16 protein-coding genes and 1 pseudogene are annotated in these 16,207 nt (G+C 71.3%); 11 read left to right on the top strand and 6 right to left on the bottom strand.

What is annotated here, in order from left to right:
* Positions 1-20: 20 nt before the first annotated feature.
* On the top strand, positions 21-1,325 hold the full coding sequence (locus ACIQOU_RS00820) for a cation:proton antiporter (RefSeq protein ID WP_401532707.1): 1,305 nt from the start codon (positions 21-23) through the stop codon (positions 1,323-1,325).
* Between the two features lie 37 nt (positions 1,326-1,362).
* Here the strand turns inward: ACIQOU_RS00820 and ACIQOU_RS00815 are convergent, their stop codons facing one another.
* On the bottom strand, positions 1,363-2,112 hold the full coding sequence (locus ACIQOU_RS00815) for a hypothetical protein (protein ID WP_401532705.1): 750 nt from the start codon (positions 2,110-2,112) through the stop codon (positions 1,363-1,365).
* Here ACIQOU_RS00815 and ACIQOU_RS00810 point away from each other — a divergent pair.
* The 3 genes from ACIQOU_RS00810 to ACIQOU_RS00800 are packed head-to-tail and all read left to right on the top strand — an operon-like array spanning position 2,081 to position 3,343.
* Positions 2,081-2,191 carry a DUF6114 domain-containing protein gene (locus ACIQOU_RS00810; RefSeq protein WP_401532703.1) on the top strand — a complete coding sequence of 37 codons (111 nt, stop codon included), beginning with the start codon at positions 2,081-2,083 and terminating at the stop codon, positions 2,189-2,191. The genes ACIQOU_RS00815 and ACIQOU_RS00810 overlap by 32 nt on opposite strands.
* Entirely contained in the window at positions 2,188-2,694 is a 507-nt protein-coding gene (locus ACIQOU_RS00805) for a hypothetical protein (RefSeq protein ID WP_401532702.1), read from the top strand. The genes ACIQOU_RS00810 and ACIQOU_RS00805 overlap by 4 nt, the downstream gene beginning before the upstream one ends.
* A gap of 7 nt (positions 2,695-2,701) precedes the next feature.
* Positions 2,702-3,343 carry a hemerythrin domain-containing protein gene (locus tag ACIQOU_RS00800; RefSeq protein WP_401532700.1) on the top strand — a complete coding sequence of 214 codons (642 nt, stop codon included), beginning with the start codon at positions 2,702-2,704 and terminating at the stop codon, positions 3,341-3,343.
* A 196-nt stretch (positions 3,344-3,539) separates the two neighbouring features.
* Here ACIQOU_RS00800 and ACIQOU_RS00795 read toward each other — a convergent pair whose 3' ends face one another.
* A complete protein-coding gene (locus tag ACIQOU_RS00795; protein ID WP_401532698.1) occupies positions 3,540-3,962 on the bottom strand; it encodes a YjbQ family protein in 423 nt (140 codons plus the stop codon).
* 122 nt (positions 3,963-4,084) lie between these two features.
* Here ACIQOU_RS00795 and ACIQOU_RS00790 point away from each other — a divergent pair, with 122 nt between their 5' ends.
* The 6 genes from ACIQOU_RS00790 (at position 4,085) to ACIQOU_RS00765 (ending at position 9,284) form a co-directional block, all read left to right on the top strand.
* On the top strand, positions 4,085-4,168 hold the full coding sequence (locus tag ACIQOU_RS00790; RefSeq protein WP_401533603.1) for a putative leader peptide: 84 nt from the start codon (positions 4,085-4,087) through the stop codon (positions 4,166-4,168).
* A gap of 131 nt (positions 4,169-4,299) precedes the next feature.
* A complete protein-coding gene (locus ACIQOU_RS00785) occupies positions 4,300-5,193 on the top strand; it encodes an ABC transporter permease (protein ID WP_401532697.1) in 894 nt (297 codons plus the stop codon).
* Positions 5,166-5,903, top strand: a complete 738-nt coding sequence (locus tag ACIQOU_RS00780) for an ABC transporter ATP-binding protein (protein WP_401532696.1) — start codon at positions 5,166-5,168, stop codon at positions 5,901-5,903. The genes ACIQOU_RS00785 and ACIQOU_RS00780 overlap by 28 nt, the downstream gene beginning before the upstream one ends.
* Before the next feature lie 43 nt (positions 5,904-5,946).
* Positions 5,947-6,972: an ABC transporter substrate-binding protein gene (locus tag ACIQOU_RS00775; RefSeq protein ID WP_401532695.1), complete on the top strand. Its 1,026-nt coding sequence runs from the start codon at positions 5,947-5,949 to the stop codon at positions 6,970-6,972.
* 1 nt (position 6,973) lies between these two features.
* Positions 6,974-8,122, top strand: a complete 1,149-nt coding sequence (locus tag ACIQOU_RS00770) for an LLM class flavin-dependent oxidoreductase (protein ID WP_401532693.1) — start codon at positions 6,974-6,976, stop codon at positions 8,120-8,122.
* Positions 8,123-8,207: 85 nt separating this feature from the next.
* Complete coding sequence (locus ACIQOU_RS00765; protein WP_401532691.1) at positions 8,208-9,284, top strand: FAD-dependent oxidoreductase; 1,077 nt, start codon at positions 8,208-8,210, stop codon at positions 9,282-9,284.
* 7 nt (positions 9,285-9,291) lie between these two features.
* On the opposite strand, the gene mltG is transcribed toward ACIQOU_RS00765, so the two are convergent.
* Positions 9,292-10,143, bottom strand: coding sequence for an endolytic transglycosylase MltG (gene mltG / locus ACIQOU_RS00760; RefSeq protein ID WP_401532690.1), 852 nt, complete (start codon positions 10,141-10,143; stop codon positions 9,292-9,294).
* A gap of 43 nt (positions 10,144-10,186) precedes the next feature.
* Positions 10,187-11,986 (bottom strand): ABC transporter ATP-binding protein, encoded by a 1,800-nt coding sequence (locus tag ACIQOU_RS00755; RefSeq protein ID WP_401532689.1) that lies wholly within the window; start codon positions 11,984-11,986, stop codon positions 10,187-10,189.
* Between the two features lie 147 nt (positions 11,987-12,133).
* Here ACIQOU_RS00755 and ACIQOU_RS00750 point away from each other — a divergent pair.
* Positions 12,134-12,562 (top strand): annotated as a pseudogene (locus tag ACIQOU_RS00750) (MarR family winged helix-turn-helix transcriptional regulator); the annotation flags it as partial.
* Between the two features lie 363 nt (positions 12,563-12,925).
* On the opposite strand, the gene ACIQOU_RS00745 reads toward ACIQOU_RS00750, so the two are convergent.
* Both ACIQOU_RS00745 and ACIQOU_RS00740 read right to left on the bottom strand, forming a co-directional pair.
* Positions 12,926-14,401, bottom strand: a complete 1,476-nt coding sequence (locus tag ACIQOU_RS00745; RefSeq protein WP_401532688.1) for a cation:dicarboxylate symporter family transporter — start codon at positions 14,399-14,401, stop codon at positions 12,926-12,928.
* 168 nt (positions 14,402-14,569) lie between these two features.
* The gene (locus tag ACIQOU_RS00740; protein WP_401532687.1) at positions 14,570-16,168 is read right to left on the bottom strand and encodes a peptide-N4-asparagine amidase; all 1,599 of its coding nucleotides are present in this window, start codon (positions 16,166-16,168) and stop codon (positions 14,570-14,572) included.
* Positions 16,169-16,207: the final 39 nt, after the last annotated feature.

The following is a 16,207-nucleotide window of genomic DNA, read 5'->3' as shown; positions in this document are numbered from 1 at the left end:
TCAGACGAGAGGAACGCGCCATGGCGCCCGTCACCGCCTCGCCGTTGGGCGGGCACTCCCTGCTGGTGCTGCTGGCCCAGGTGGCGTTGCTGCTCGCTGCCGCGCTGCTGCTCGGGCGTGTCGCCGAGCGGTTCCAACTACCCGCCGTCTCCGGGGAGTTGACCGCGGGGGTGCTGCTCGGTCCGACGGTACTCGGTCGGCTCGCCCCCGGACTCCAGGGCTGGTTCGGGACGTCACAGGCGTCCCAGGTCCATCTCCTGGACGCGGTGGGCCAGTTCGGGGTGCTCCTCCTGGTGGGGACGACCGCGCTGGAGATCGACCTCGCTCTGGTGCGGCGCACCGGCCGGACCTCGCTCGTCGTGGGCGCCTTCGGCCTGGTCGTTCCGCTGGGACTCGGCATCGCCGCGGGGTTCGTGGCACCGGCCGCGCTGGTGCCGGCCGGTCATGGGCGCGGCCTGTTCGCGTTCTTCATCGGGGTGGCCCTGTGCGTCAGTGCCCTGCCGGTGATCGCCAAGATCCTGTCGGACATGCGGCTGCTGCACCGGGACATCGCCCAACTGACCCTCGCGGTCGGGGTGGTGGACGATGTCGCCGGGTGGATGCTGCTGTCGGTGGCGTCCGCCATGGCGGCGGGCGGGCTCGCGTTCGGCTCGGTCGCCGGGCCGCTGGTCCGGCTGCTGCTGATCACGGTCTGCGCCGTGTTCCTGGGCCGCCCGGCGGTCCGGTGGCTGCTGGCCGGGGCACGGACCCCGGGGGCGGTGGCGGGTACGGCGACGGTGGTGATCGTCGGGTGCGCTGCGGCCACCCAGTCCCTGGGGATGGAGGCGTCGTTCGGCGCGCTCATGGGAGGGCTGCTGATCGGTGCCGCGGGCCCGGACGCGCGGAGCGGTCTCACGCCGCTGCGCTCCGTCGCGCTGTCGGTGCTCGCCCCGCTCTACTTCGCGGAGGCGGGCCTGCGGATGAACCTGTTCGCCCTGGGCACCCCGCAGATCCTGCTGGCGGCCCTGGGCGCGCTCGCCGTGGCGACCGTGAGCAAGTTCGCCGGCGCCCTGCTCGGCGCCCGTGTCGCCGGCCTCGACCGCCACGCCGCCCTGGTCCTCGGCGCCGGGATGAACGCACGCGGCGTCATCCAGATCATCGTCGAGGGCATCGGCCTCCAACTGGGCGTACTGAACACGGCCTCGTACACGATCGTCCTGCTCATAGCGATAGCCACGTCCCTGATGGCACCCCCACTGCTCCGCCGCGCCGTACGCCACATCGCCCCCACCCCCACCGAACAGGCCCGCCTCCAACGGGCCGAAGACCTCACGGTTGTGCCGTGAGCGAGGTCGCAGCCGGTCGTGTGGAGATTGCGGCCGGTCAGGCGGAGCTGCCCGGCCGGTAGTCGGCGCAGGCGGCAGGCAACCTGACCCCCGCGAGGCGGAGTTGGCCAACGCGGGCGTGGTAGGCGGCGCCGGTGAGGAGTTCACGGGCGACGGTGGCGGCATGGCGGTGCTCGGGGGCGGCGAGCGGGGTGCCCTCGGTCCAGGCGTTGAAGGCGCCCATCGCCGGGCCGCACCAGATCTGGTAGTCGACGGTGCGGTCCGGCTCGCCGTCCGAGGCCCAGCGGGAGGACTGCCCGAGGTACCAGCGGAAGACGGCGGCCATCCTGAACCTGCGGTCCGTGGCGGCCCGCGCGGCCGCCTCCGGGTGGTGTTCGGCCAGCCAGGCAAGGGTCTCGCGTTCGACGTCGGGAAGGCCACGCCGGAGAACCTGTCGCTCCAGCCGCTCCCGCTGGGCGTCCGTCAGCTCGTCGAGTCCGCCGTGCTCGGTGTAGAGCCGGTACAGCCAGCCGGCCCGGCCGGGGAAGAGGCTGCCGCGCTGCAACACCTGGACGTCGATGCCGAGTTCGAACATGTCGGCGGCGGGGGCCATCGTGCAGTCGGCGATTCCCGCCCGGGCGAGGAGTTCCTTCACCGCGGTCGAGGTCCCGGCCTCGACGCAGGCCTGGTTGACGGAGCCGGTGACGACGTAGGCGGCCCCGAGGACGAAGGCGGCGTGGGCGGCGGCCTGCCTCCTCGGCCTGCTCTCCTGCCCGATGGCCGACCTCGGCGGTTTCCTGGTCGGCATGCTGCTCGCCGTGCTCGGCGGAGCGCTGGCGTTCGCCTGGCGCCCCCTGCCACCCACGCCGCGCACTCCGGCACGGTGACCGCCGCTTGGGTGCGGACGGCCATCATCGCGGCGCTGCTCCAGCTTCCGGCCTCCCCGACGGCTGAGGCCGGGCCGTCCGTCGAACCGTCAGCAACCGGTCAACTCACCCTCACCGCCCGCACACTGACCGCCGCCGGCCTGACCTGCTCGGTCCCGGAACAGGGAAGGCGACGAGAACAGGGACAGGGGCTGGGCAGCTGCCGGGCGGACCTCCTCCGACTGGAGAGGGCCCGTCTGGTCCAGGACGGCCGACTGTGCATCGTCGCGGCGGGCTTGGCGCGGCTGCCGGCCGATGGCGGTGGCGGTGGCGGTGGCGGTGGCGGTGGCGGTGGCGGTGGCGGTGGCGGTGGCGTGATCCGAGCGCGACGGGCCCTGTGTCTGGGCAAGATTGCCACTGCCGGGTTCTTCGCCCAGGAGGTGCTTGCGTCGATGACCGCCGAACGATCCCTCGCGCACCGCCTGGTGAGTGTGTCGGCCCACCACCTCATACTCCCCCTCTAGGAGTGTCATGTCTCAGGCCTCCGATGTTCTGTATGCCGGTCATCAGACGATGGTGCTTGCCCATCGGGCGATGGTGCGGGATCTGGACCGGGTCGGTCGTGCCGCTGAGCGGTTGGCGGTGTCGCCGGACCCCGGACAGGCCGTCGCGCTCAGGGAGTACGTCGACAAGCTCTTCCAGCTGATCGAGCATCACCACGAGGGCGAGGACGAGTATCTCTGGCCCCGGCTGCGGCAGTTGGGCGCCGACGAGGAGGCGCTCACCCTGATGATCGCCGAGCACGCCGACCTGTCGAAGGTGCTGCACAGCTGGCACGACGTCAGCCGCCACCTGGGCACGGCACCCGGCGCGGAGGCGGAAGTGGCGACGTTGACGGCGGCCGTGCGCGAACAGCTCGCCCGGCATGCCGGGGACGAGGAACGTGAACTGGCCGGGCGGTTCGCCCCGGTGCTCGACAGACAGACCTGGAAAGGGTTCGCGACGCACATGCGCAAGACGGCACCGGGCTGGACCCTGAAGTTCATGCCGGCCTGGCTGTCCTCCGTGGCCGGTCCCGGCGAGCGCGGCGGGGTGCCCGCACCGCCGGTGGCGGCGTTGTTCCGGGGCTGGCTGGAGAAGCGGCAGCGGGCCGCGTTCGGCGAGGACTACTGACCTTGGCTTGAGGTTCCCCCGGTGTACGGGAGACGTCGATCGGCCGGTCGGGGCGGGGTGCCGGGGTTTCAGGTTCGTTCGGCCGTGAGCATCGGACAGTTCGAGCCAAGGTCTCGGCGTCTCCCCTTCCTTTTACTTGTCTCCCAGGGAGCGCACCCGGGGCACGTCCGCTGGAGCGGTGACCCGGCGACCGCCCTCACCCCAGGAAGCTCAGCCGCACCTGTCGTTCAGGGTTGTCGACGTTGGTGTCGACCAGGCACACCGACTGCCAGGTGCCCAGTTCGAGTCGGCCTGCCAGGACCGGCAGCGTCGCGTGTGGGGGGACGATCGCCGGGAGGACGTGGTCACGGCCATGGCCGGGGGTGCCGTGGCGGTGCTGCCAGCGGCCGTCGGCGGGGAGCAGCGTGTGCAGGGCGGCGAGGAGGTCGTCGTCGCTGCCCGCGCCCGTCTCGATGACGGCGACGCCGGCCGTGGCGTGCGGGACGAAGATGTTGAGGAGCCCGTCGCGGCCGGCCGCCGCCTCCGCGAGGAACTCCTCGCAGTCGCGGGTGAGGTCGACGACCCGTTCCCGGGAGCCGGAGGTGACGGAGAGGACGCGGGTGGTGAATGCGGCTGACATGACCCCATCCTGACCCATTCGCGGGGTTGCCGGAGTCGTCGGTGGCTCGGAGGGTGATACGGGAGGTCCACTCCGCGAGACACCATTGACCGTTGGCGGTCCCGCTGGCTACTTTCGGCCGCATGTTGCGTTCAGCCATGCTCACCACGCGCGGTCACATCGACCTGCTGCGGGTGGCCTCCGCCGCGTGTTGTCGCGGCTGCTGACGCCCTTCTCTCTGCATTCTCCTTTCCCTTTTCTCCCGCGTTCCGCTGTTTCCGCCCACGCTGTCGTGGCCCGGCGACGCCGACGCGCAGGTGCGGCTCTCCCGTCGGCCGCTCGCCCCCATGGAGCACCCGTGAGCATCAGCCATGCCCCGCCCGGCTCGCCAGAACATGACATGTCGGCTAAATCATCGTCCGCGACCTCCGGTGAAGGTGCCGCCGCCCCCGACCTCGTGGCGCTCGTCCCCTCCTCCACCCGCCGTGCCCGCGTCCCGCGCTGGCTGCGCCGCACCACAGGCCCCGTGCTGCTGCTCGCCCTGTGGCAACTCCTCAGCAGCACCGGCGTGTTGGGCTCCGACGTGCTCGCGTCGCCGGGGCGGATCGCCCAGGTCGCCGGTGATCTGATCGGCGACGGTTCGCTGGCCTCGGCCATGGGCATCTCGCTCCGCCGGGTCGCCCTCGGGCTGCTCCTCGGCACCCTGGTCGGCACCGGACTCGCCCTGGTCGCGGGACTGTTCCGGGCCGGCGAGGACCTGGTGGACGCGCCGGTGCAGATGCTGCGGACCGTGCCGTTCGTCGGTCTGATCCCGCTGTTCATCATCTGGTTCGGCATCGGCGAGGCACCCAAGATCGCCATCATCACCCTCGGCGTGACGTTCCCGCTCTATCTCAACGTCTACGCCGGAATCCGCGGCGTCGACTCCCAACTCATCGAGGCCGGTGAGTCGTTGGGGCTGTCGCGGTGGGGTCTGGTGCGGCACGTGGTGCTGCCGGGCGCGCTGCCCGGCGCGCTCACCGGGCTGCGCTTCTCGCTCGGCGTGGCCTGGCTGGCGCTGGTCTTCGCCGAGCAGATCAACGCGGACGCCGGTATCGGCTTCCTCATGGTGCAGGCCCGGGACTTCCTGCGGACCGATGTGATCGTGGTCTGCCTGATCGTCTACGCCTTCCTCGGCCTCCTCGCCGACTTCATCGTCCGCTCCCTCGAAAGGCTGCTGCTGCAATGGCGACCGACGTTCACCGGCCGGTGACCGGGCAGGCGGTCCACGTCGAGGGGCTGACCCGCTCCTTCGACGGCCGCGCCGTCATCAAAAACCTCCAACTCGACGTCCGTCCAGGGGAGTTCGTCGCGCTGCTCGGCCGCAGCGGCTGCGGCAAGTCCACGCTGCTGCGCATCCTGGCCGGGCTCGACCGCGACATCGAGGGCACCGTCCTGGTGCCGCGCCGCAAGGCGGTCGCCTTCCAGTCGCCGCGCCTCATGCCGTGGAAGAAGGTGTGGCGCAACGTCCTGCTCGGCCTGCCCGGCCACCCCGAACGCGCCGTCGCCGAAAAGGCGTTGGACGAGGTCGGTCTCGCCCATCGGTCGGACGCCTGGCCCAAGACGCTCTCCGGCGGCGAGGCCCAACGCGCCTCGCTGGCGCGCGCGTTGGTGCGCGAGCCCGATCTCCTGCTGCTGGACGAGCCGTTCGGCGCGCTCGACGCGCTCACCCGCATCAAGGCCCAGCGCCTGGTGGGCGAGTTGTGGCAGCGCCGGGGCTGCGCGGTGCTGCTGGTCACCCATGACGTCGAGGAGGCGGTGCTGCTCGCCGACCGGGTCCTCGTCATGGACGACGGGGTGATCGCCCACGAGCAGCACATCGACCTCGACCGGCCGCGGGAGATCACCGACCCCCGCTTCGCCGCACTGCGCGCCGGTCTGCTGGAGCGCCTGGGCGTCGACACCGCCGCCGAAGCCGCCTGAACTCCCCTTCCCCGCAACGCCAGTTCCACAGAACGGACCCGTCATGAGACGTCACCTCGTCCCCGCCGCCCTGCTCCTGCCGTTCGCCCTGCTGCTCACCGCGTGCGGCGGCAGCGCCGGTGCGCACACGGGCTCCGACACCGACGGCAAGGGTTCGCTCACGCTTGAGGTCGGTGACCAGAAGGGCGGCTCGGAGGCCATCCTGCAAGCCGCCGGGGAGCTGAAGAACCTCACGTACAAGATCCACTGGTCGACCTTCACCTCCGGCCCGCCGCTCCTGGAGGCGGTCAACGCCAAGGCCGTCGACATCGGTGGCGTCGGCAACACCCCGCCGGTGTTCGCGGCCGGTGCCGGTTCCAAGATCAAGGTCGTGGCCGCCTGGCACGGCACCTCGATCAGCGACGCCCTCCTGGTGCCGAACGGCTCCAAACTCACCACACCCCGGCAGCTGAAGGGCACATCGATCGCGGTGGCCCAGGGGTCGTCCGCGCACTACCAGTTGGTGGCCTCCCTCAAGGCGGCCGGGCTCAGCATCAAGGACGTGAAGGTCAAGTACCTCCAACCGGCCGACGCGCTGGCCGCGTTCACCTCCGGCAAGGTCGACGCGTGGGCGGTCTGGGACCCGTACACCTCGCAGGTGCTCCAGGCCAAGCAGGGCCGGGTCCTCACCACCGGCAAGGGCGTCACCAACGGGCTCACCTTCCAGGTGGCCTCGCCGACCGCGCTGGCCGACCAGAAGAAGTCCGCCGCCATCAAGGACTATCTCCAGCGGCTGCGCCGGGCCACCGAGTGGGTCTACGGCCATCAGGAGGAGTGGGCAAAGGTGTGGTCGAAGGACACCGGGCTGCCCTACGACGTGGCGCTCGCCGCGGTCAAGCGCAGCTACTCCACCCGCGTCTCGGTCGCCGTCGACAAACCGCTCATCGCCTCCGAGCAACAAATCGCCGACACCTTCACGGAGTTGAAGCTGATCCCGTCGAAGGTCGACTTCGCGACGTTCGTGGACACCCGCTACAACGGCGGCCTGCCCGCGTCGACGTCCGCTCCGCGCACCGAGGGTGGTTCCTGACATGACCGTACGTCTGCACTGGTTCCTGCCCACCGGCGGCGACGGCCGCACCCTCGTCGACCGGCACGCCTACGGCTCCAACCAGAGTGGCCCGGTGCGCGGAATCCGGCCGCCCGACATCGACTACCTGGTCCAAATAGCCAAGGCCGCCGAGCATGTGGGGTTCGAGGCGGTTCTCACGCCGACCGGCACCTGGTGCGAGGACGCCTGGCTGACGACGATGGCGCTGGCGCAGCACACCGAACGCCTCAAGTTCCTGGTGGCGTTGCGGCCCGGGCTGATCTCACCGACGCTCGCCGCGCAGATGGCGGCCACCTACCAGCGGGTGACGCGCGGGCGGCTGCTCCTGAACGTCGTCACCGGCGGCGACTCGGCCGAGCAGCGGCGCTTCGGCGACGGCCTCGACCACGACCGGCGCTACGCCCGCACCGACGAGTTCCTGTCGGTGGTCCGGGGCGTGTGGGAGGGCAAGCCGTACGACTTCGACGGCGAGCACTTCCGGATCGAGGGCGGGCTGACCGCGCTGCCGCCGGACCCGGTGCCGCCGGTGTTCTTCGGCGGGTCCTCCCCGGCGGCGGGTCCGGTGGCCGCCCGGCACGCGGATGTCTATCTGACCTGGGGCGAACCGCCCGCACAGGTCAAGGAGAAGATCGACTGGATCAGGGGGCTCGCGGAGCGGGAGGGCCGGACCGTGCGGTTCGGCATCCGGGTGCACAGCATCTCCCGCGACTCGTCCGCCGAGGCCTGGGCGACCGCGAACCGGCTGCTCGACGACCTCGACGCGGACACCGTCGCCGCCGCGCAGCAGGCGCTCGGGCGCAGCGAGTCGGTGGGGCAGCAGCGGATGCTGGCGCTGCACGGCGGTTCCCGGGACAAGCTGGAGATCCATCCGAACCTGTGGGCCGGGGTGGGTCTGGTGCGGGGTGGTGCGGGGACCGCGCTGGTCGGCAGCCATGCCGAGGTCGCCGATCTGATCGAGGAGTACCACGCGCTGGGCGTCGAGCACTTCGTGCTGTCCGGGTATCCGCATCTGGAGGAGGCGTACTGGTTCGGGGAGGGCGTGATTCCGGAACTGTCCGCGCGCGGGCTGCTGGCCGGCTCGGCACCGGCTGTCGGCGGGGCTCCGCTGCTGGTCTCGGGCGGGCGGTGAGCCGTTGCGGAGCCCGTTCGGCGAGAGGGGCGGCCGTCGGGGAAGTTCCGGGACCGCACCGCCGTTGACGGTGGATGTGAACGGGATGCGTGAGGTCGAGGTCGTGGTCGTGGGCGCCGGGCAGGCGGGGCTGTCGAGCGCCTGGCATCTGCGCCGCGTCGGTCGTGAGCCGGAGCGTGACGTCGTGGTCCTCGACCGCTCCCCCGCGCCGGGTGGTGCCTGGCAGTTCCGCTGGCCGTCGCTGACGTACGGCAGGGTCCACGGGATGCACGCGCTGCCCGGGATGGAGCTGACCGGGGCCGATCCGGAGCGGCCCTCGTCCGAGGTGGTCGGCGGCTACTTCGACCGGTACGAACGCGCCTTCGATCTGCGGGTCCGCCGGCCCGTCGAGGTGCGTGCCGTGCGGGAGGGCGAGGGCGGCCGGCTGCGCGTCGAGACGTCGGACGGCGACTGGTCGACGCGGGCGCTGATCAACGCGACCGGCACCTGGGACCGGCCGTTCTGGCCGCGCGTGCCGGGTCAAGAGGCCTTCCGTGGACGGCAGTTGCACACGGCGACGTATCGCGGGCCGGAGGAGTTCGCGGGGCGGCGGGTGGTCGTGGTGGGTGGCGGCGCCTCGGGGACGCAGCATCTGCTGGAGCTGGCCCCCTTCGCGGCGGCCACCACCTGGGTCACCCGGCGTCCGCCGGTGTTCCGCGAGGGGCCCTTCGACGAGAACCTCGGCCGGTCCGCCGTCGCGCTGGTGGCGGACCGGGTGCGGCAGGGGCTGCCGCCGCGCAGCGTGGTGTCGGTGACCGGGCTGCCGCTGACCGACGCGATCCGGCGGGGCCTCGCGGACGGCGTCCTGGACCGGCGCCCGATGTTCGACCGCGTCACGCCCGACGGCGTCGAGTGGGCCGACGGGGAGCGGGTGGCCGCCGACGTCATCCTGTGGGCCACCGGCTTCCGCGCCGCCCTCGGTCATCTGGCGCCGCTGCGGCTGCGCGAGCCGGGCGGCGGCATCCGCGTCGAGGGCACCCGCGCGGTCGCCGATCCCCGGGTCCATCTCGTCGGCTACGGCCCGTCCGCCAGCACCGTCGGCGCCAACCGGGCGGGCCGCGCGGCCGTACGGGACATCCAACGGCTGCTGGCCGACGGGGCGTTGACCACGACCGCCGCCTGACGCACCGTCACTTCGTGGGCGCCGGGCTCGCCTTCTTCTGGTTGGCGTTGAACTCGTCGACGTTGCGCAGGTGTTCGTCGTAGTTCGCGGTGAAGCGGGTGTCGCCCGGCTTGACCGTGACGAAGTACAGCCAGTCGCCCGGGGTGGGGTTGATCGCGGCCCGCATCGCCTCCTCGCCCGGGTTGTCGATCGGGGTGGGCGGCAACCCCATGCGCTGGTAGGAGTTGTAGGGGCTGTCGATCCGGGTGTCGCTCTCGGAGGTCTTCAACGTGCTGCGGTTCAGGCCGTAGTTGATGGTGGAGTCCATCTGCAACGGCATCCCGCGTTCGAGCCGGTTGAAGACCACCCGGGCCACCTTGCCCATGTCCGCGCGGGTGGCGGCCTCGGCCTGGACGATGCTCGCGATGGTGACGGCCTGGTAGACGTTCATCGCGTTGCGCTGCGCACCGGCGGCGATCGGGGCGCCGTTGAACCTCTTGTTGGCGGTCTCGACCATCGACGACAGCAGGGATTCGGGGGTCGCCTTCTCGGGCAGCGGGTATGTCGCCGGGAAGAGGTAGCCCTCCGGGTTGCCCTCCGCGTCGTTCGGCAGTTTCAGGCCGGCCTTGTCGAGCGACTTCCGGGTGCTTCCGGCGGGCAGCGCGAGGGTCTTGTCGACGGCGTCGTAGACCTGGCCCGCCCGCCAGCCCTCCGGGATCACCAGCGTTCTGGGCCGGGTGTCCTCCCCGCCGCCGCCGTCCGCGGTCAGCAGCGGCACCGCCACGGCGGTGGCGGCCACGACGGCGCCGGTCGCGATGAGGACGAACCGGCCCCGGCGCGTCATTCGAATCGTGCTCCGAGGCGGAGTGTTCATCTGCATGCGGGCACGGTAACCCGCATAACGTCACAAACCCGGCATATCTTCAGCTTGTCGGTTCCAGTTGGGCATCCCGGCGTACGAGGGCCGCATACCGTCCGTCCCGCTCCAGCAGCTCCTCGTGGGTGCCCCGCTCGGCGACCTGCCCGGCGTCGAGGACCACGATCTGGTCGGCGTCGCGGACCGTGGAGAGCCGGTGGGCGATGGTGAGGGTGGTGCGGTCGGCGGACAGCGCGTCGATCGCGTCCTGCACGGCGGCCTCGGTGCGGGTGTCGAGCGCGCTGGTGGCCTCGTCGAGGATCAGCACCGGCGGATCGCGCAGGATGGTGCGGGCGATGGCCAGGCGCTGCTTCTCCCCGCCGGAGAACCGGTGGCCGCGTTCACCGACGACGGTGTCGTAGCCGTCGGGCAGGCTCGCGATGTGGTCGTGGATCTGCGCCGCCTCGGCCGCCGCGCGCAGTTCGTCGTCGGTGGCGTCCGGCTTGGCGAAGCGCAGGTTCTCGGCGACGGTGGCGTGGAAGAGGTACGTCTCCTGCGAGACCACGCCGACCGCGCGGGCCAGGGTGTCGAAGTCGAGGTCGCGCACATCGACCCCGTCGAGGGTGACCCGGCCGCCCGTCACGTCGTAGAGGCGCGGCACCAGATGACCGAGCGTCGACTTCCCGGCGCCGGTGGGACCGACGACGGCGAGGCTGTCACCCGCGGGGACCTCGATGTCGACGCCGCCGAGGATCGCCGCCCCCTGGCCGTCGTAGCGGAACTCGACGTTCTCGAAGCGCACTTCGCCCCTGATCCGGTCGAGGTGGACCGGGCGGTCGCGTTCGGTGATGTCGACGGGCAGGTCGAGGTATTCGAAGATGCGCTGGAACAGCGCCAGCGAGGTCTGGATCTGCACACCGGTCGCGAGCAGGCTGACGGCGGGCCGGAACAGGCCCTGCTGGAGCGAGACGAACGCGACGATCGTGCCGATCGAGGTCCGCGGGCCGCCGCTCTGGACCAGTCCCGCGGTCCAGTAGATGATCGCGGGCATCGCGGACATGACCATCGTGATGACGGCCATCCGCCACCGGCCCGCCATGTTCGACCGAACCTCCAGGTCGACCAATTGTTCGGACTCGACGGAGAACGACCTGGCCAGCGAGTCGGTGCGGCCCATCGTGCGGCCGAGCAGGATGCCGCTGACCGACAGCGACTCGGTGACCGTCGCGGCCATCGCGGCCATCTGCTTCTGACGCTGGGTGGTGATCTTCTTGCGTTCGTTGCCGACCCGGCGGCTGATCCACACGAACACCGGCAGCAGGAGCAGCGAGACGACGGTGAGCCGCCAGTCGAGGGCGAGCATGGCGACGACGGTGGCGATGACGCTGGTGGCGTTGGAGACGAGCGAGGTCGCGGTGGAGGTGACGGTGGCCTGCATGCCGCCGATGTCGTTGGCTATCCGGGACTGCACCTCGCCGGTGCGGGTGCGGGTGAAGAAGGCCAGCGACATGCGCTGGAGGCGGTCGTAGACGGCGGTGCGCAGGTCGTGCATGACGCGCTGGCCGACCGTCGTCGAGATGAGGGTCTGGAGCACGCCGAAGACGCTGCTGAGGACGGCGCTGAGGATCATGCCGAGGGCGAGCAGGCTGAGCAGCCCGGTGCGGCCCTGCGGGATCGCGACGTCGAGGGTCTCCTTCAGCAGGAACGGCGTGGCGACCGAGACCAGCGAGGCAGCGCCGACCAGCAGACCGACGATCGCGAGCCGGGCGCGGTAGGGGCGGAAGAGGGCGAGGATGCGGCGCACCTGCCGGGGCTGCTCATGAGCGTCGGCGGGCGGTGTCCAACGGGGTGCGACATCGGGAGGCAATGGACTCCTAGGGACGTGGGTGTGCGGGCCAAAGGACTGGAGGCCCGGAGGACGGGGCTCGGAGGACGAGCCAGGATCGAGGACTCACGGAGCCTAGCTCATTGTTACCTATGTTCACAATGAGCGGAGTCCTGATATTGTTCCCGCATGACCACGTCCGATTCCGACAGCCTCCTCGCCGAACAGCTGCTGCGGCTCACCCGCCGGGTGCATCGCATCCAGAAGCGGCACATCGAGGAGTGCGGCCTCGGCGTCACGCCGGCCCAGTCCCGCCTGCTGCGCACGCTGGCGCACTACGGGTCACCGCCCCGCATGGCCGACCTCGCCGAACGCCTTGAGGTCGTCCCCCGCGCGGTGACGACCCTGGTCGACGGCCTGGAGGCGGGCGGCCGGGTACGCCGGGTCCCCGACCCGACCAACCGCCGGGTCATCCGCATCGAACTCACCGACGAGGGCCACCGCGCCCTGGGCCAACTGCGCGGCGCCCGCCGCTCGGCCGCCGAGGAGATCCTCGGCTCCCTGTCCGACCCCCAGCGCCAGGCACTCGGCGCCCTCCTCGACACCCTGCTGGACGGGGAGGCGGGAGCATGCCGGGACGGGGCGAAGGGACCGGGGCATGGACACGCGCACGGGCCGGGGCACGGGCGCGGGTCTGGGCAAGGGCATGGGCATGGGCATGGCCTTCAGCCTGGGGTCGAGTCGGCCAAGCCCGCGGGGAGTTGACGGGCGGAACGTCGAACACCGCCCGAACACCGCCGGGCAGGCGGCAGGCGGCAGGCGGCAGGCGGCAGGCGGCAGGGTGAGGTGGGGCTCGGTGCCTGCCGAGTGGCGATCGCTGTGATCAGGGCGCGTCGGTGCGGGATCTCCGGGGAGAACGCGGTCGAGGCCCCCGCTCCGTGGTGCTGGAGCGAGGGCCTCGACCTTGTCACGCGGGTGACCTCAGCTGCTGTCGGCTGCGGTCTCCTTGATCTTCTGGGGCGGAACGGCGGCGGCAGCGGGCGTGGCGGCCGGTTCGGCGGCGGCGGTCACCGGGTCGGCGTCCGGGGCGGTCGGTCCGCCCTGGTCGTCGCCGGACTCGGCCTCCGTGGCGGTGTCGGCGTCCGGTGCCGGGTCGGCGTCCGGGGCCTGCTCCCCGTTGAGGACCTTCTTCGCGCGCTCCAGGTCGAGTGCGCCCTCCCAGCGGGAGACGGCGAAGACGGCGACGCAGTTGCCGAGCAGGTTCGTCACGACGCGCATCGAGTCCATGATGCGGTCGACGCCGAGCAGCAGGGCGACGGCGCCCGCCGGGATCGCGCCCAGCGAGGACGCGGTCGCGGACAGGGCGAGGAACGCGGAACCGGGGATTCCGGCCATGCCCTTGCTGGTCAGCATCAGCACCAGGACCACGGTGATCTGCTGGCCCAGGCTGAGGTCGACGCCGACGGCCTGGGCGATGAACAGGGTGCCGATGGAGAGGTAGAGCGAGGCGCCGTCGAGGTTGAAGGAGTAGCCGGTGGGCAGCACGAGGCCGACGGCGTCGTCACGGGCGCCCGCGCGGCGCAGCTTCTGCATCACGCGCGGCATGACGGCCTCGGTGGACGCGGTGCCGAGCGCGAGCAGCATCTCCTCACGGATGTAGCGGACGAACTTCCAGAGGCTGATCCCGGTGAGCGCCTTCAGCACGACGCCGAGCAGCACGACGAACAGCGCGGCGGCGGCGTAGCACAGGATGATCAACTTGGCGTACGTCTCGATCACGCCGAGCCCGTACTGGCCGATCAGGACGGCCATCGCGCCGAACACCGCGATCGGGGCCAGCCGCATGACGAAGCCGACGATCGAGAAGATGATCTCCTGGGCCTGCTCGATGGCGGGCAGCACCTGCGGGACCTTGGTGTGGCCGAGGTGCAGCAGGGCCGCGCCCACCAGGCAGGCCAGGATCAGCACCTGCAACAGGGAGTTCTCCGCGAAGGCGCCGATGAAGCTGGTGGGCAGCGCGTTCAGCACGAACTCGGTCGTCGACGGCAGCGACCCGCCGGCCGTCTTCGCGTCGACCGCCGCCGCGTTGAGCGTGGCCGGGTCGACGTGCATCCCCCCGCCGGGCTGGAAGACATTGGCCGCGACCAGGCCGATGACCAGCGCGAGCGTGCTGGCGACCTCGAACCAGATCAGCGCCTTCAGCCCGATCCGCCCGAACGCCTTCAGGTCACCGGCCTTGGCGATGCCGACGACCACCACGCAGAACACCAGGGGCGAGATGATCGTCTTGATCAGCCGGGTGAAACCGTCACCGAGCGGCTGAAGATCCGTGGCCACTCCGGGCCACAGCTTCCCGACGACGATTCCGAGCACGAGCGCGCAGGCGACCTGCGCGAAAAGTGAGGTACGCAGTATGCGTGCGACGCGTCGCGGCAGGGACGGTACGGACTGCGGCACGGGCACTCCTTGTGGGGGCATCAACGCGCAGAAGCCCGGAGCGACTTCTGCGATACGGAAAGCGGCTTCCGTGGCATTCACTCTTGGTGCGTTTTTGGTCCCGTCGGAGACCTCCGTGTTGCCTCTGTGTAAATCCCTCCCCGTGTGACGCATTCCATGCGGCTCGCCTCAACAGTGATCACGGTCCTCGGTGACCACACCCTGCTCCGTGGTCACGGTCCGGTCGTAGCAGCCTGCCGACCCGTGCTGCCGGTAGCGCTCGCTCGACGTGCCGACCGCGTGCCGCTCCTCGCGGGGCACCCCGGTCGTGTAGGCCGCGTCGCCCGTGTAGGTGTCGTCGAGCCTCGACCATCCGGTTCGGCGCCCGCCCTGCGACTCGGTCACCGAGGCACGGTCGCCGAGGGTCAGCACGGTGCGCAGCCGGGCGTCGGCGCCGAGGGTGGTCGTGCCGTTCATCGTGTACAGCCGGTGCGTGCGGGTCGTGCCGGCCGGCTGCCCTCCCGGTCCGTCGACCGTCACCGACGCGTCGTCGCTCCAGGTGGCGTCGAGCCCGTCGGTGTCCTCCCCGTCGGCCCAACGGTGGGTGGAGGTGGTGGCCAGGGCGCGGGTGACGGTGGTGGTGACCCGGCCGTGCGAGGTGTCGACGTATCCGGCGACGGTCAGCCGGTGCGCGCCCTCGGTGTCCACCCGTTCCGGCGAACCGGCCGTGTATGTCGAGGAGTTGGCCAGGTCACCGACGTGGTGCGCGGTGAGCTTCCCGGTGACGTGCGCACGCCCGGCGTCCTGCCAGACCAGAACGTTCACCGGGGCGCTCCAGCCGTCCTGCCCCTCGGGGACGCCGACGACGGAGACCCCGATGCGGTGCGGGCGGCCGTCGTCGAGCAGTCCGGCGAACGGGGTCAGGTCGTATTCGATCGGCTGCACGTCGAAGGCGCGGGGGCCCGGAACGACGTACCAGAGGAAGGGATTGGACCAGCCTCCGGTCCAGACCTGCGGGAACGGCGCTGCGATTCCGGCCAGTTCACCGTCCACCGTGATCTGCACCTCGCGGTAGGGTCCGCCGCCGGCCCGGCAGGAGTACGGCGCGGAGTCCGGCACGCTCAGGTACCAGAACTCCTCGCAGCCGCCGCCCGATCCGGTGGCGTACACCTCGGCGAGGATGCGCTCACTGTTGCGCGGGGCGGTGAGGGTGCCGCCGTCACCGAGGGTGAGGACACGGTCCGGGGTGGCGGCCGGTCCTCCGGCGAAGAACGTCAGCGTCACCTTGACGTCGAGCACGCCGGTGTAGGTGTCGTCGACGACGTTGCCGATGAGCATCTCCACGTCCCGCGCCCTGCGGAAGGTGTCGCTGTAGCGCGTGACGTCCTTCTCGACCGACCACTCGATGCCGTCGGGCGAGGGCTCCGGCGTCGAGGTGCGCAGGATCTCCACCCCGCCGACGTGGAGGTACCCGAGCCGGTCGAACTGCCGCCCCTCGACCGTGCCGTCGAGCCGCAGCACCACCTTGCTCCACCGGTTCCCGCACCCCCGGGGCGGGGTGTAGGTCCCCCGGTACGGCGTGAAGTCACGGAACTGTGCCTCGACGAGCGTGACCCGGCAGGACGTGCCCGTGGGCTTCTCGACGGGCGGGGCCGCGGTCACCGGATCGTGCCAGTCGGTGCCGAACTCGGCCGGAACGTCCGCCGCTTGAGCCGGACCCGCCCCGAACAGCGCACCGGCGACCAGCACCGCCCCGGCGAGCATGGCCATGATGAACGGTCTCTTCATGGCCGTGTTCTACGGGGTGTCCCCTCCCCTCCGCAATGC

Source organism: Streptomyces sp. NPDC091279 (genome assembly GCF_044757465.1).
GTDB lineage: Bacteria > Actinomycetota > Actinomycetes > Streptomycetales > Streptomycetaceae > Streptomyces.
This window is presented reverse-complemented; position numbering and strand designations above follow the sequence as displayed.